The organism is Pseudoflavonifractor sp. An44, from assembly GCF_002161675.1.
GTDB classification, from domain to species: domain Bacteria; phylum Bacillota; class Clostridia; order Oscillospirales; family Oscillospiraceae; genus Enterenecus; species Enterenecus faecium.
On the sequence record NZ_NFIH01000001.1, the window covers coordinates 127,435 to 142,623 of the forward strand.

The following is a 15,189-nucleotide window of genomic DNA, read 5'->3' on the forward strand; positions in this document are numbered from 1 at the left end:
ATGCTGAAGCAAAAACTAAAGCTCAAATGGATAGTTATAGTAGCAATAGCAGCCATCCTTATATTCATGCCAAAGATAGTGGATTGGTTATTCAGCATTTATGTCTGTGATTTTACTGCTTTAACAGTTGTTAATGCTCACGATGTGATCGGGTATGTTGGGGCTGTTTTTGGAGGACTATGTGCTTTAGTTGCCGTAGCAATTGCTGTACGACAATTCTCCATTGAAAAGTGTCCAATTATTATTCCACAAAATAAAATCATCTACTATTACCAAAATTTCGACAGAAAATATGCATTCCAGGATACGCCGGATATGGAGAAACAGCCCCCTAATTTTAGTCCGCAAATACTACAATATTTCGTTTTAGAGAACGCTTCAAACAGTCCTGCAATAGCATTTGACATCGTGATTCGCTATCATAACGGCGAATGGTATCGTTCAATCTGCAATCTAATCGGTGGCGCCCCTGATGAGATTTTGAACTCTTCGTTTGAAGATGATAAATATTTCAACCAAGGTGTTTTTAATGCAAATTCAACCAGAAAGCTAGTAATCCCTATTAATGTAGAATACATCACAAAAGGAATAAGTTACAGATTATATGAACCAACTGCAGCCCCCAAATGTAAAGCAGGACGTTGGGATCACTTTTTGCGCAAAACCCACAAAATAGCAGAAATCCGGATTTGCTCACAGGATGTACTTGGTAAATTACGAACGGATTCATATGATATGCAGATTGGAATCACAGATTGCATGGATAAACCAGTGTACGAAATCTCATTTACATTCGTAAGCAAGAAAAAGTGAGGCTCTAAACCATGGGACAATTAATTTCCAACAAATTCACCGCCTGGCAGGCGGAATGTGAAGCCCGGTTTCAGCAGCTCAAAGCCAATGAGGAGGAGCTGAACCGCATTTTCATTGACATCTACGGTCTCCAGGACGAGCTGACCCCCGAGGTGGCCGACAAGGATGTCACCGTACATCGGATTTTCAACACCAAGGACGATGTCCCCGAGTCCATGAAGGGGAGCAACTACGTCCGCACCCTCCGGGATGAGATTGTGTCCCTTCTCTCCTATGCAGTGGGCTGCATGTTTGGCCGCTACTGCCTGGACAAGGATGGGCTGGTCTTTGCCGGCGGGAACTTTGACGATGTGTACTGGCTGTTCAAAGGCCCTGCCCCCTGCAACAAAGACGGCTCTCTCCTCCCAGGTGCTGGCTATGCAGGCGTGAGTCTGGCCCAAGCGCATTACTACAAGCTGCGTGACAACGACGATCCCGACAAAGCCACCACGCTGACGTTTGAGCCAGACCGTGACAACATCATCCCCATCTGCGACGACGACTACTTTGACGATGACATCACCGGGCGGTTTGTGAAGTGGGTCAAGGCCGTGTACGGTGAGGACACTCTGGAGGAAAACCTGAGATTCATTGCCGATGCTCTGGGCGGGAAAGGCTCTCCCCGGGAAGTCATTCGGTCCTATTTCCTGAGTGACTTTTTCAAAGGCCACTGCAAGACCTATCAAAAGCGGCCCATCTACTGGCTGTTTGACAGCGGCAAAAAGAATGGTTTCAAGGCCCTCATCTACCTGCACCGCTATCAGCGGGATTTGCTGGCCCGGATGCGCACCGACTATGTCCATGAGCAGCAAGAGCGCTACCGCACCCAGCTCTCCCATCTGGCCGATTCCCTGGAGCACGTCTCCGGATCCGACCGTGTCCGCCTGACCAAGCAGCAGAAAAAGCTCCAGGAACAAAGCCTAGAGCTGCAAGCCTACGAGGAAAAGATTCACCACCTGGCGGATCAGAACATTGAAATTGACCTGGATGATGGGGTAAAGGTGAACTACGCCAAATTTGGCGATGTGCTGGCAAAGATTAAGTGAGGGATTGTTATGGGTAATGTCTTTGCGGATTTTTTGCAAAACAGTGGCTTATATGATGAAATAGCTATAACACAAGAAAATATTCAGGATTTAATTTCACTGATTGCTGGAGATGTTCGGCTGGATGTCTATTGCAAAGAATGTGGTGCAAATCGCATTTTTACAATGGCACCCCTCCCATGTTTTCTTGGCGCAGAAGAGAACACCTATACTGCCGAAAAACTCTCTAATGTTCTACAACAAATCCAAAATAATCAAGCAACTGATAAAGCGTTTTCATTAGTACCTCGATATGGTACGGAATGGGTCTGGAACACATTGGTCACTGATTACTATACGGGTGTAATTTCATTTCAATTTGTATGCACTCTGCATCCAGAACATCATTTAGACTATATTGTGACTACGCGTTCTAACAAAATGCGCAAAATTGGCCAATACCCATCGGTAGCAGACTTGACATTTCCCGAACTTGATGTCTACAAAAAAGATATTTCAAGTGAAGATCGAAAGGAACTACGTAGAGCGATTGGTCTGTATGCCCAAGGTATTGGAGTAGGATCCTATGTTTATCTTCGCCGGGTCTTTGAACGCATCATTGATAAAGCGAAAGATTATGCTATCGGGGACCAAAAGTTTAATCTTGATAACTATCAAAAAGCAAAAATGGATCAAAGAATTCATATGCTTCGTGGCTACCTCCCCGCTATACTCACAGAGAACAAAGGGATCTATGGTATAATCAGCAAGGGAATCCACGAACTTGCAGAGGAAGATTGCATTGAATATTTTCCTATCATGCAAGAAGCAATTTTTATGATCCTGCGACAGTGGAAGCAAAAGCGAGAGGAACTTGAGTCCACAAAGGCCATTGCATCAAAAATAGCAAAGATTGCGGAGAAAGTGAAAGAATAATAGGAGGAGTCCACCATGTCCATCGAATCCATACAATCTAACCTGAGCGAGCGTTTTGCCGCTCCCCTGCCCGAATTTCATCAACGTCACATCATCTTCTGGCAGGATGAGGACCGGGAGTTCGAGGCCATGGTGGACGAGCTGGATCTGCCAGGTGTGCAGATCATCAAGCTCACTGGCTCCAACAACTTTGCAGTCAAGAAGCTGCTGCTCCACGACGATCTCACCAGCCATTTTCTCATCTACAACCCCTTTGCCTACGAAAACTCCAAAGAGAACTGGCTGAGAGATATTGAGCTATTCAGCGAGGAGTACCGGGCAGACTATATATCCATGCTCATGAGCGAGCTGAACGTTGCCTCTGGGCCTGCCATGCGCAAAACGGTGAAGCTCTACACTAAATTTCTGGATAGCAAAGAGCGCAAGGCCAAGCTGCAAAAGATCGGACGCAGCTATGAGGCCCCCATCCAGTTTCACATTGATGTGATGGCCGTCTTGGCAGGCGTCCCCGGCGGATCTGCTCAAGATGTCTTCATTGCCGTCCTCTCCCACGGGATGGATGCATCGGAAAACATGCCCTTGGTCAACATCGGCAAGTTTGGCAACATAGACGCCTTCTGGCAGCTGGTGCGCAAATACACCGGATACCAGTATGAAGAAGGCCGTTCCCTGGACGGCTTTGCCGCTCATGTGCTGTTGACCGCACTGTCTCAGACCATGAGCGCCAGTGTGTTCAACGGTCTGGAACGTTTTCTCTCTGACTCCAACCGTGCCTATTGTTACAGCATGATCCACGAATGGCAAAATCGAGAGGACAACGCCATTTTATTGGAGCTCTGCCGCAATGTGGAGCAAGCGTTGCAGCTCCCAACCCGCTTTGACAAGCAGGAGGTGGAGGCGCTGCTCACCGGTGACATTTTCCCCGCTCTTCACGAGAGCATTCTAAAACGCTTCTTTGACGAGATTTCCAACCAGGTCGTTCGGACAGAGCTGATTTTAAAAGTTGTGGAAAACCGCCGCACCTCCGGTTGGTATGAACTGTTTGCCCCCTATTACGAGTGTCTCTATTATGTGGCTCGAATGCAGCATTACTACCAGGACAACGCAGGCGGATTCCACATCGTGGAGCCACAGTCCATCTGGAAGCTCTACACCGAAAGCGCCTACCAAATGGATTCTGATTACCGCCATTTCCATCTTCACTTTGGTACCTCCCTCAAGGATAGCAATGCTGTTTTGGAGGATAAGCTGAAGCATACCTCTCAGTATGTGGAGGGACTATATCAGAACTGGTTCCTTCGGGAACTGACTGCCAGCTGGACCAACGCAAGTGCGGACGACTGGGCCGCTCTGGGCTATGTGTCAGAGATCCGCAGGCAACGGGATTTTTACAGCCGCTATATTCGGCCTCTGGCCAGTAAAAAGGCCCGCGCCTTTGTCATCATCTCTGACGCCCTCCGCTACGAGGTGGCCTCAGAGCTGTGTGAGACGGTGGTGCGCACCACAAAAGGCAACGCCAAACTGGAGTCAGTACAGGCCACCTTCCCCTCTATTACCAAGTTTGGTATGGCAGCATTGCTGTCTGGTAAGGAACTGTCCATTACCGACGACATGGAGGTATTGGCCGATGGAATGCCCACCCGCTCCACTGCGGAACGCCAGAAAGTTCTCTGTGCTGCCAATCCCAAGAGCGTGGCCGTCCAGTACAGCGATGTTTTGAGCATGAAGCGCGCAGAGCGGCGGGAATTGGTCACCGGGATGGATGTGGTCTACATCTACCACAACACCATCGACGCCATCGGGGACAAGTCCGCCACAGAGCAAAAGGTCTTTGAAGCCTGCGAAGACACCGTCCAGGAGCTTTCCAACCTGCTGCGCATCATCATCAACGATATGCAAGGAACCGACATTTTCATCACGTCAGACCACGGTTTTCTCTACACTTACAGCCCTCTTTTGGAGCGTGACAAGCTGAGCAAGGATGCCTTTGAGGGGAGCGTTCTGGAGCTGGGCAGACGCTATGCTCTGACCACACCAGATACCACTGCCAACTATCTGTTGCCCATTCAGTTGGATGGGCAGTTGAGGGGCACCCCTGTCCAGGGATATGCCCCTCAGGACACCACCCGTATCAAGGTGAAGGGCGGCGGAGAAAATTACGTCCACGGCGGAATCAGCTTGCAAGAGATGGTAGTCCCAGTGATCGTCTTTAAGAATCTGCGCACCAGCAGCAAGCAATTTGTGGAGCTCTCTAATGCACAGTTGGGTCTGCTCAGTGAAAGCCGAAAGATCACCAACCTGATCTTCTCTCTGGACTTTTTCCAGCGCCAGCCCATCAGCGATAAGGTTCAGCCCTGTACCTACACCATCTATATGACGGATGACCAGGGCGTCTTAGTCAGCGATCGCCAGAGCATCATCGCCGATCGCACCAGCAGCAACGCCTCGGAACGAGTCTTCCGGGTCCGGTTTAATCTGAAGGCTGGCAGCTACGACCGAAACGAGATTTACCGCCTGGTCATCAGCAATAACGTGGATGTGCCAGAAGAGGCTGAATTTCACATCGACATTGCCCTGGCAGATGATTTTGGGTTTGACTTATAAGGAGAAACCGATATGGATGACTGGAAAACAGAAAATCAAACAGATGACGCCAATGCTGTTTTAAACCAAAAGCTACGGCAATACTTTGACGGACGCATCGTCCGTAAAGATCTGACCAAGTCCATCAAAGAGGGTGCAAATGTCCCTGTCTATGTGCTGGAGTTCCTGTTGGGACAGTATTGCAGCTCAGACGATGAAGAAGTGATTGAGAAGGGTGTGCAAAATGTAAAACACATTCTCTCAGACAATTTCGTTCGGCCCGATGAGGCCCAAAAGGTACTCTCTCTCCTGCGAGAACGAGGCAGCTATACTGTCATCGACCGGCTCACCGTCAAACTCAACATCAAGCTGGACCGTTATGAGGCAGACTTCTCCAATTTGGGCATTAAAAATATTCCCATTGCAGCAGAGTATGTATCTCAATATGACCGACTGCTCTGTGGCGGTATCTGGTGCATCGTGCAGCTAGATTATGAATTCTGCGAGGAGGACAAACACAACTCCCCCATTCAGATTCGCAAAGTCACCCCTATTCAGATGCCCCATATCGACCTGTCCGAAATCAAAAATGCCAGGAAATATTTTACCAAAGAGGAGTGGTTGTCTCTGCTTCTCCGCTCCACCGGCATGGAAGCTGATAAATTCACCCAGCGTGAAAAGTGGCTTCTCCTGGCCCGTATGCTTCCCCTGGTGGAAAACAACTTCAATCTCTGCGAGCTTGGTCCTCGAAGTACCGGCAAGTCCCACCTCTACAAGGAGATCTCCCCCAACAGTATTCTGGTATCCGGCGGTCAAACCACGGTGGCCAATCTCTTTTACAACATGAGCACCAAAACAGTTGGATTGGTTGGACTTTGGGATTGTGTGGCCTTCGACGAAGTGGCTGGTATCACGTTCAAAGATAAAGACGGCGTACAGATCATGAAGGACTATATGGCCTCTGGCTCCTTTGCCCGTGGAAAAGAAGAAAAATCCGCCAGTGCCTCCATGGTCTTTGTGGGCAATATCAACCAAAGTGTGGATGTGTTGCTCAAGACTTCACATCTTTTCGAACCCTTTCCCTACGCCATGGCATATGATACTGCCTTTTTGGATCGCATGCATTGTTACATACCAGGTTGGGAAATTCCAAAGTATCGCCCCGACTTTTTCACCAATGACTACGGGTTTATCACTGATTATCTGGCCGAATTTATGCGGGAAATGCGCAAAGAGCCCTGGGGCGATGCCTGCGACCGGTACTTCCGCTTTGGCCGCAACCTCAACCAACGAGATACCATTGCCGTTCGCAAAATGGTCTCTGGCTTTACCAAGCTTCTCTACCCTGATGGCATCTTTTCACGGGAAGACATGGAGGAAATCCTGACCTATGCCTTGGAAATGCGCCGGAGAGTAAAGGAACAACTCAAAAAAATTGGCGGCATGGAGTTCTATGATGTGAACTTCTCTTACATCGATAATGAGTCCTTCGAAGAGCGTTTTGTATCTGTGCCAGAACAAGGCGGAGGCAAGTTAATTCCGGAAGGCATGGCCAACCCTGGCACCGTCTATACGGTATCCCATGGAAAATCTGGCATGGTTGGTGTTTTCCGTCTAGAAACCCAAATGTTGCCCGGGAATGGTAAATTCGAACGCACTGGGCTAGGCAGTGATCGAGAAGCCAAAGAAGCTGCCAATACCGCCTTCAACTTTCTCAAGGCCAATGGCAGTGGCATATCCCGTTCCATCAGCACCACCCAAAAGGACTATATCACCAATTATCAGGATCTCAATGGGATTGGCATGACCAAGTCTCTCGCTCTTCCCACAGTGATTGCCATTGCTTCCGCAGCCTTAAACAAGCCAACCCTCAGCAGTCTTGCGGTTTTGGGCGAGATCAGCATCAGCGGGGCCATCACCAAAGTGGATGAGTTGGCCAATGTCCTCCAAGTTTGTCTGGACAGCGGTGCAAAAAAGATTCTGCTCCCAATTACCTCAGCTGTAGATCTGGGCAGTGTTCCTCCAGATTTGATGGGATCTTTTAGTATCATCTTCTATACAACTGCGCAGGAAGCCGTATTTAAGGCACTGGGTGTGGAATAGAAAAATGGATGTGATTGCAAACGGCCCAGCCTCCATTGGCTGGGCCGTTCTCTCATATTGTCTACAGACATTGCAGCTCTGCCAAAAGAGCACTTTTAGCACATAGGCACCCCGTACCCCATAATCTCATAATACCCAACAGGATAGCTTCGCTGTCTGCAGGCGTCTCCGGAGTTTCCTTCAATGGTGTACACCCGCCCGTCTTCCACCTTCTCCACAATGCCAACATGGTCAGGGACACCGTCCTGCGAGCCAGAGATGCCGCTAGGATCATCCCAATCGAAGAAAATCAGTGTACCAGGCGATGGTTCCATGCTGTTGTCCGCCCACTGCCCTCGTTCCTTAAACCATCTGACACCGGTAACGCAGCCCGCAAACTTGGGAATCACACCGTTCTCAATATATCCGCACTCATTGGCGCACCAGGACACAAAACAAGCGCACCACTCCACATGGGAGTGGAATCCATACCAGGACCAGTACGGTTCACCCCCCAAGTTCCCCACTTGGGAGAGTGCAACGGCGACAATCTGTCCATCGGACGCTGTGATGCCGTACAGAACCGATGACCAGAGAACAGAATTTTCATCAGCCAGCAATTCCCCCAGCATCTCCTTCTGTTCCTGGTGAAATCCGTATTCTTCCGCCATCTCCTGGGCCGTCTTGTGACTGACGGTGATTCGGAGATAGGTATTGGTCACACTCACCTCTTCCTCTATAATCGTTCCGTTCCCATCATCTGTCTCCACAAGTTTCTTCTCTACCTTGTCCTCCAAATCGTAATCAATTCGATTCATTGCCCAGAAGATTTCCTCCAGCAGCTGCTGCTTTTCTTCTGTCATAGTGGCCACTTCCTGGGGCCGCTCTGGGTCCATGGTGGTCTTGACCGCATAAACAGCAAGCACTTCCGGCCACACCGCACGAGAGCCCGACATTTCCAGCACATCGTAGCTCACCGATGCCTTGATGTCATCTAATTTATTCTGATACTTCTCATTGATTGTCTGCACCACCTGTCTCATGGTCAATTCGTCACCTCTGCCCTCATTGGAAAAGAAGATGCCAAAGCAAGAGGCGACAACCCATGCGATGACACAGATTACGACTACGATGGCCACTACCACCCATCCACCTGCCGCGATTGCAGTCACCAGAGACTTTGTCCCGGCCATGACGGCCTTAGCCGCAGAGGCCGCAGCACGCCCTGCTGTACGGAGCGTCACAGGAGACTGTTTCACCGTACCTCCCGCCCGCTGCAGTGCCATTCGAGATGCTTTCCAGGTGGTAACAGCAGATTGTTTGGCTGCCTGAGCGGCCTTTTCAGGGGCTTCCGGTGAAATTCTGGCCGCATGTTTTGCAGTTGTTTTCGTGGATTTCGGTGTAGTCTTTACCGATTTCCCGACACCAGTCGGTTGTGATGTTTCGGTTCTCGTCTTGATTCTCTTGGTCTTGGTCCGCTTACTGTCCTGCCGGTCTGGTTGGGGGCATGCTCCACCTCTGTCTTCCGTCTCAGGCGTCCACTCTCCCCTTGCTATTTCCATCTTTTCTGCCTGCTTGCGTCGTTTCCGGTGCATATAAGCTGTCCTGCCCTTCTCCACCGCCTTTACTCCTGTGGACCATCCAGCATGACCGGCATCGGCGATGCCATCCTCTAAGGCACTTTGCAGATTGTCGGATGCATACTCTGAAGGGGAGTTCTGTTCACCACCAGATAAACGGTCTGCTCGCGCACGGATGCGATCGGCCGCCCCCCGCATGTGCTGCCCTGCTGCGGCTGCTCTGTCCAGTATCTTAATGTTTTGCATCTTTTCCCTGGTTTTGATATCTGCCACAGTATCACTTTCCTTTCTCTGTTCCGCCCATAAAGCGCAAAAGGAGGACAGGCATCACGCCTGTCCTCCTGCAAAATCACCCTCGCCGGGTCGGGTCGTCATCCGCTGATACATTTTTGTATCCTTGGGAAAATGGTTGACAAACGGCACCAAGGCACCGCCATATTTGATCAGTCCGCATCCAGGCTCTGCATTGGTCACATAGCTCATCTGTTCATTGGAGATATTCAAAAGCTTGGCCAGCTTCTCCCGGTCCTGAGCCGCCTGGTTGAACATCACAATGAATTCACTGTTGGAAAGCATGGTACTGGCCTGCACAGAGTCCAACAGGTACTCTACATTCTGGGTAATGGCCGTGGGGTAGGCATTGCGCTTGCGGAACTGACGCCAGGCGGAATTGAAGAATGCAGCTGAAAATTCATTCTCAAACACCACATGGAACTCATCGATAAACACATGCGTCCGCTTTCCCTTCTTCCAGTTCAGAGTCACACGGTTGAGCATGGTATCGGTAATCACCAGAAGTCCCGCAGGCTTCAGCTGCTCCCCCAGCCCGTGAATGTCGAATACCACCACCCTCTTATCCAGGTCCACATTGCTGTGATGTCCGAAGATATCCAGCGAACCTGTGGTATACAGCTCCAGGGACAGTGCAACTTGCTTTGCCTCCGGTTCCGGCTGCTCCAACAGCTTCAGCCGCAGGGTATTCAGAGTGGGCACGATCCCGCTCTGTTCTGCTTCATGGTACACCGCAGCAGTACAGCGGTCGATGATAGACTTGTGCTGAGGCCCCACGCCTTTCTTATCGATCTGCTCTACCAGGGACATAATGAATTGAGATTTCACCACAATGGGATTGTTCGCTCCATACCCCTCCACCATATACATGGCATTCAGCCTGTCCCCTCCACTGGCAGAAACATGGATGGTGGAGACGTCCTGAAGGCCACGCAGCATGGTTGCATACTCGCCTTCTGGATCGCAGATCAAAATGTCGTCTTCTGTGCTCAGAAGCAGAGAGAAAATCAGCATCTTGGCCGAAAACGATTTTCCGGACCCAGACACGCCCAACATAAAGGTGGACTGGTTCATCAAATTTTCCCGGTTGCACATGATGGGATTGTGGGAGATGGCGTTTTCTCCGAAGTAGATACCGCCCTTGTCCATAATTTCCTGGACCTTGAAGGGCATGAACACCGCGACGGACTCGGTTGTAAGGGTGCGAAAGGCATGGATCTTACGTACTCCAAACGGCAAAACCGTCTTCAATCCATCCAACTGCTGATACCGGAGCACCGCCATTTGGCACATATGCTTACGGGCAATGGCCAGGATGGCCTCCGTGTCGCTGTCCAACTGCTCCTTGGTGTTCGCCACATGAACCATTGTGATAACGGCAAACATCATTCTCTGGTCTCGTACCGTCATGTCATTGAGATATTCCTTGGTCTCCTTTCTCTGCATCTCCATGTCATAGGGGACCACAGCAGAAAAATTGTTGTTGGCGTTCTGGCGCCTCTGCCAATCGGTGATGTTCTTCTCCACACCCAGCAGGGTATTCTCGATACCGCGAATGGCCTCATCGGTGGGCACCGGGTTGATGTCAATGGAGAGCATCAGGCTCCGGTTCAAATCGGTCAACTCGGTCACCATAGAGTCCTTGATATAGGAGGCGTAGTCCTTGAGATATAGCACCCGAGCATATCGTCCCCCAATTCTCAAATAGTCACTGTGTTTTTCCAGGGAGTCCGGACAGATATAGTCCCGGAAATCATGTCCTTTCTTCATCATATCCTTGAGGTCCAGATGAAACTCTGCGGTGTCACCGGGATGGAAGAACGTGTGGAAGATTTTCAGGCGGTCTACGGCACTCAGTTCCGCACACTTGGAGCCCAGAACGGCAAAGTGGCTGGAAAAATCCGCTCCAACCCGTGCAAAGTAGGTGCGGGCTTCCTGAATATCTTTCTTTGGCACAGAAGTTGTAATGAATTTTTCCTGCACCATCCTGGTTCCGCCGGTAGCTTTATCCAGGAGCATCTGGTTGCACTCCATACAGTATTCGTCCAGCTCATTTCCTCGAAGCGGCATGAGAATGGACTCCTCGAACTCTCCTCGGTTGACCACATGGTTAAAAATCGTAATTTTAGTGCTGGCTCCGCTGTCCAAGCTATTCAGCAATTCAGAATAGTCCAGGAACATAGCCTCTTTATCTTCTTTGGATGCTACCAGGTAGTTGATGTCCTGGAAGCGAAAAGTCTTGGAAAACTTGCTTCCAGACTGGAAGATTCCATCCTCCCACATGGTCTGAATGGGAATCACGTCCTGTACCTTGCCAGGCAGTCGATACCGTTCTTTTTCCTGATGCATCAGTCTTCTGATCGTCTTAATCATCTATGTTTCTCTCCTCTCTTCTTCCGCTCTGTCTTGATGCTCTTCCATGCTTCGTAATAGATGTTATTGCCTCGGAATACCAGCTGTTTCGGCTCCAGGATCTCGGAACGAATCCATGCCCAGAAAAACTTCTCTGCCGTCATACCGTGGTAACGGACAAACCCCATCGCGCCAAAAGGAAGCGCACTGAGCACGCATAGCCAGCTCACCCCCTGTGTCCCCACATAGGGTTTGAGCCAAAAATAAAAGCCGACTGCGACTGCAATGGCCAAGATTGAAAAAAAGGACTGTCGCATGGACAGCCCGAAGAACAGCGACTCGGTGTAATCCCGAATTTCCCGATTGATTTTTACTTCCAAAGTTCTGCCTCCTTGTATTTGCACATTTTACATTCACTTGCTTGTCTGGTATGATGGGGCCATCCAACAAAAAAGAGGTGTACGATTATGACCGCAATGCTTCTTCTGTCTCTTTGTATCTCCATTGGGCTGGCCGTTCTCTCTCTAATCCTCAAAGTCGCCGGCAAACTCCGCCTGACCATTCCCGTGCTGTATCTGCTCATCGCTTCCTTCACCACCCCATTCAACAGCTGGGTCTCCCGGCATGAAGCGCTGGTGATGGCCGTGTTCTATTTCCTGCTGGCCGCTGTGATACTCTCCTGGATTGTCACTCTGGCCCGAACCATTCGGCACAGACGCTTCATGGAAGAAGATATGCTCTGGCAGATCCATCGCGCCCGGGAACAGGGCGTGCCCATGGACGGTATTACTTTTGATGAAAACGGAAATCTCATTGACCCCAGGACTGGGAAACCAGTCATTTACGGCACCGACCGCTGAGTCGGTGCCGTTTTTTCTTACAGCCCCATCATCTCCCGCACCACCCGGTCAGCCATCTTTACAGCGCCTACCAGGATCAGCATGTTGAAGATCAGCTCTCCCACATAGCTCCACACCATGGTTGCCGCTTCTGCATCCGGGTTGACCACCGGCGGTGATGCGGCAAACACAGAGAAAATAATACAAGCCAGCACAATGATGGCCCCTTCAAGGCAGACAGCGGCGTAGCTCTTTAAAAAACTGATTCCTACGCTCTGGCTGGGCGCACCTGCAAACGTGGACAGCGGAATGGGCGCAATGGCTGTGTACATATACATCCGAAAGAAGCGGCCATATACACTGAGAATCATGACAAAGGACAGCACCCACACAAACAGGCCTCCAATCAAGGTAATGGCCCAGAGTGGTATGCTGTCCACAAAACTGCACGCTTCGATGGCATCAACAATCTCTGAGGGAAGAACAGTCTCCTGTATCACGCCCAGTCCTGCGGCATTCATGATAGTGGAGATTGTTCCCTGGACAACGGCCAGCAGCGCCAGCATCAGTTCCATTCCGTACGTGATCGCCCCTTTGGCGATGGCAAACCGAACGAACAGTCTGACCACTTGCTCCGGCCGTTTTGCTTCGGCAAACGACCCGCAGGTTCTGACCAGCCCCGTGAGGAAAAACAGCACCAGCAGTGCATATCCAATGGCCTGCAAAGCTCCGTGGATATTGACCACAACCTGCCAAATCTCACCACCCTTAAAGCTCTCCGGAGACTGTGTAATGAGGGTCCATATTTCGCCCAGCTTTCCGTTCCAGGTGTCCAGAGCATTCTGCAAATTTTGAACCACCCAGTTATCCGACATTCCAGCACCTCCTTTCCCGACAGTTACGTGTGATTCTTCTTCCAGCCATCAACCCACAATCAAGTTCAGGATCTCTTTGGCAAAAGTGACGACAATTCCGCCAGCCACAGTCAGAAATCCATTGGCCCGCTGAGAGGGGTCATGGGCATGGAACGACAGGCCCACCTGGACAATGCCCCACCCCAAAAGGATTAAGCCAATCGCCCGGATGAGGCCGAAGATAAACTCCGACAGGTTATTGACCACAGTGAGGGGATCATTCCCTGCGGCGAAGGCGGGACTGGCCAGTCCACAGACAATGGCCGCAGAGAGCACTGTCATGGCATAGCGGCGGAACCCTTTCTTGACCTCATCATGGGTTGTCAGCTTTCGATGAGCGCTCTGCTTATTCTTGATGTTGTTTTTCATGTTCTTCCTCCAAATGATTCAAATATTCTTCCAGCTCCTCTTCAGAGAGAAGCTCAAATTGTGTCTCAGCCTCTGCATATTCCAAGGCGTTGCTCAACAGTTCCGGGTCAAATGTGATGCTGGCATAGCTATGGGTGTCCGCTCCGTGGATATAGGCAGGTGACCCTCCGTCTGCAGTAAGGGCCAGGTTGGGATGCCTCATTATGTCATATTTCAGGTCCATAATGGGGCGCTCGCCTCGAATAAATAAAAGCGCATATCGGTTATCCAACATGCGCACTTCATCCGGGGTCATAAGCTCTCGGCCTGCCAGCTGCCAGTTGGTGGAGTAACTGCCATTTCGGCCTCTGGACTGCCCATAGGTGTTGGTGTCAATGGTCTCCTTGCCCAGCAGTTTGGACACATACTCATGGGTGGACTGTTCATTCCCTCCCAGATAGAGAAACTCATCGCAGTTTCCCACGATACTTTCCCACTGCTTTTCAAACAGAGCCTTCAGCTGGGCCAGGTTCTGAATGATGATGGATACAGAGATCTCACGGCTTCTCATGGTGGCCAGCAGCTTGTCAAATTCATCCGGCAGTGCCACATTGGCAAACTCGTCCATGACAAAGTGCACATGGACTGGAAGCCGTCCTCCATGCACCACATCTGCCTGGTAGTAAAGCTGCTGGAACAGCTGGGTATACAGCATTCCAACGATGAAATTAAAGGAGCTGTCATTGTCCGGGATCACCGCAAAAACCGCAGTCTTACGCTCCCCCAGGTCTCCCAGCTCCATCTCATCAGTTTGGGTAATTCCCGCCAGTGACTCCAGATTAAACTTCTCCAGGCGGGAAATCAGGGTAATCTGGATGGACTTCAAGGTCTTCGCCGAGCCCGAGTGGTAACTGCGGTAGTACTTCAAGGCGATGTGCTCCGGATTGCGGCGTTCCAGCCGGTCAAAGAGCTCATCCAAGGGAGATTGGTAGCTCTCATCTTCCTCCCGAACCTCGCCTGCTCGAATCATCTCCATCACCATGGGAAAGTTCTGCTCATCTTCCGGCGCTTCGTAGTGAAGATAGAACACCAGCGCCAGCAAAAGCATGGTGGCAGCCTGGTCCCAAAATGGGTCCTGACTTTGCGTCCCTTTGGGGGTGGTGTTCTTAAAGAGGTTTGTCACCAGGCGCTGGATGTCGTTGTCACTGCGCAGATAGACAAAGGGATTGTAGCAATGACTCCGATCCATGTTAATGAGATCCACGACCTTAATCACATAGCCCTGTGCTTTGAGCAGATTCCCGGTGTCTCGTAAGAGCTCGCCTTTCTGTCAAGTGGTTTTCCGATAAATTTTCAAAAAGTTCATAAATCAGCTTCGGGTAGAAAA

11 protein-coding genes and 1 pseudogene are annotated in these 15,189 nt (G+C 50.4%); 6 read left to right on the forward strand and 6 right to left on the reverse strand.

Going from position 1 to position 15,189, the window contains the following annotated elements; all coding sequences use genetic code 11:
- The 5 genes from B5F98_RS00430 to brxL are packed head-to-tail and all read left to right on the forward strand — an operon-like array spanning position 1 to position 7,499.
- Positions 1–813, forward strand: coding sequence for a hypothetical protein (locus B5F98_RS00430; protein WP_087369156.1), 813 nt, complete (start codon positions 1–3; stop codon positions 811–813).
- Between the two features lie 11 nt (positions 814–824).
- The gene (locus B5F98_RS12610) at positions 825–1,898 is read left to right on the forward strand and encodes a hypothetical protein (protein ID WP_143482701.1); all 1,074 of its coding nucleotides are present in this window, start codon (positions 825–827) and stop codon (positions 1,896–1,898) included.
- A gap of 9 nt (positions 1,899–1,907) precedes the next feature.
- Positions 1,908–2,813, forward strand: coding sequence for a hypothetical protein (locus B5F98_RS00445; protein WP_087369157.1), 906 nt, complete (start codon positions 1,908–1,910; stop codon positions 2,811–2,813).
- 15 nt (positions 2,814–2,828) lie between these two features.
- Positions 2,829–5,417, forward strand: coding sequence for a BREX-1 system phosphatase PglZ type A (gene pglZ / locus B5F98_RS00450; RefSeq protein ID WP_087369158.1), 2,589 nt, complete (start codon positions 2,829–2,831; stop codon positions 5,415–5,417).
- Between the two features lie 12 nt (positions 5,418–5,429).
- Entirely contained in the window at positions 5,430–7,499 is a 2,070-nt protein-coding gene (gene brxL, locus B5F98_RS00455; protein ID WP_087369159.1) for a protease Lon-related BREX system protein BrxL, read from the forward strand.
- 95 nt (positions 7,500–7,594) lie between these two features.
- On the opposite strand, the gene B5F98_RS00460 is transcribed toward brxL, so the two are convergent.
- The 3 genes from B5F98_RS00460 to B5F98_RS00470 are packed head-to-tail and all read right to left on the reverse strand — an operon-like array spanning position 7,595 to position 12,081.
- On the reverse strand, positions 7,595–9,331 hold the full coding sequence (locus B5F98_RS00460; RefSeq protein ID WP_164488790.1) for a CHAP domain-containing protein: 1,737 nt from the start codon (positions 9,329–9,331) through the stop codon (positions 7,595–7,597).
- Positions 9,332–9,385: 54 nt separating this feature from the next.
- A complete protein-coding gene (locus B5F98_RS00465) occupies positions 9,386–11,722 on the reverse strand; it encodes a DUF87 domain-containing protein (RefSeq protein WP_087369160.1) in 2,337 nt (778 codons plus the stop codon).
- Entirely contained in the window at positions 11,719–12,081 is a 363-nt protein-coding gene (locus tag B5F98_RS00470) for a PrgI family protein (protein ID WP_087369161.1), read from the reverse strand. The genes B5F98_RS00465 and B5F98_RS00470 overlap by 4 nt, the downstream gene beginning before the upstream one ends.
- Positions 12,082–12,168: 87 nt before the next feature.
- Here B5F98_RS00470 and B5F98_RS00475 point away from each other — a divergent pair, with 87 nt between their 5' ends.
- The gene (locus B5F98_RS00475) at positions 12,169–12,561 is read left to right on the forward strand and encodes a hypothetical protein (RefSeq protein WP_087369162.1); all 393 of its coding nucleotides are present in this window, start codon (positions 12,169–12,171) and stop codon (positions 12,559–12,561) included.
- A 17-nt stretch (positions 12,562–12,578) separates the two neighbouring features.
- On the opposite strand, the gene B5F98_RS00480 is transcribed toward B5F98_RS00475, so the two are convergent.
- The 3 genes and pseudogenes from B5F98_RS00480 to B5F98_RS00490 all read right to left on the reverse strand — a co-directional run.
- Positions 12,579–13,415, reverse strand: a complete 837-nt coding sequence (locus B5F98_RS00480; RefSeq protein ID WP_087369163.1) for a hypothetical protein — start codon at positions 13,413–13,415, stop codon at positions 12,579–12,581.
- A gap of 48 nt (positions 13,416–13,463) precedes the next feature.
- The gene (locus tag B5F98_RS00485) at positions 13,464–13,823 is read right to left on the reverse strand and encodes a TrbC/VirB2 family protein (RefSeq protein ID WP_087369164.1); all 360 of its coding nucleotides are present in this window, start codon (positions 13,821–13,823) and stop codon (positions 13,464–13,466) included.
- Positions 13,801–15,129 (reverse strand): annotated as a pseudogene (locus B5F98_RS00490) (type IV secretory system conjugative DNA transfer family protein); the annotation flags it as partial. The gene B5F98_RS00485 and the pseudogene B5F98_RS00490, both read right to left, overlap by 23 nt.
- Positions 15,130–15,189: the final 60 nt, after the last annotated feature.

Bases quoted from the DNA above. Each gene is read 5' to 3' on its own strand.
- B5F98_RS00430 (WP_087369156.1), top strand. From the start codon at position 1: ATGCTGAAGCAAAAACTAAAGCTCAAATGGATAGTTATAGTAGCAATA.
- B5F98_RS12610 (WP_143482701.1), top strand. From the start codon at position 825: ATGGGACAATTAATTTCCAACAAATTCACCGCCTGGCAGGCGGAATGT.
- B5F98_RS00445 (WP_087369157.1), top strand. From the start codon at position 1,908: ATGGGTAATGTCTTTGCGGATTTTTTGCAAAACAGTGGCTTATATGAT.
- pglZ (WP_087369158.1), top strand. From the start codon at position 2,829: ATGTCCATCGAATCCATACAATCTAACCTGAGCGAGCGTTTTGCCGCT.
- brxL (WP_087369159.1), top strand. From the start codon at position 5,430: ATGGATGACTGGAAAACAGAAAATCAAACAGATGACGCCAATGCTGTT.
- B5F98_RS00465 (WP_087369160.1), bottom strand. From the start codon at position 11,722: ATGATTAAGACGATCAGAAGACTGATGCATCAGGAAAAAGAACGGTAT.
- B5F98_RS00475 (WP_087369162.1), top strand. From the start codon at position 12,169: ATGACCGCAATGCTTCTTCTGTCTCTTTGTATCTCCATTGGGCTGGCC.
- B5F98_RS00480 (WP_087369163.1), bottom strand. From the start codon at position 13,415: ATGTCGGATAACTGGGTGGTTCAAAATTTGCAGAATGCTCTGGACACC.
- B5F98_RS00485 (WP_087369164.1), bottom strand. From the start codon at position 13,823: ATGAAAAACAACATCAAGAATAAGCAGAGCGCTCATCGAAAGCTGACA.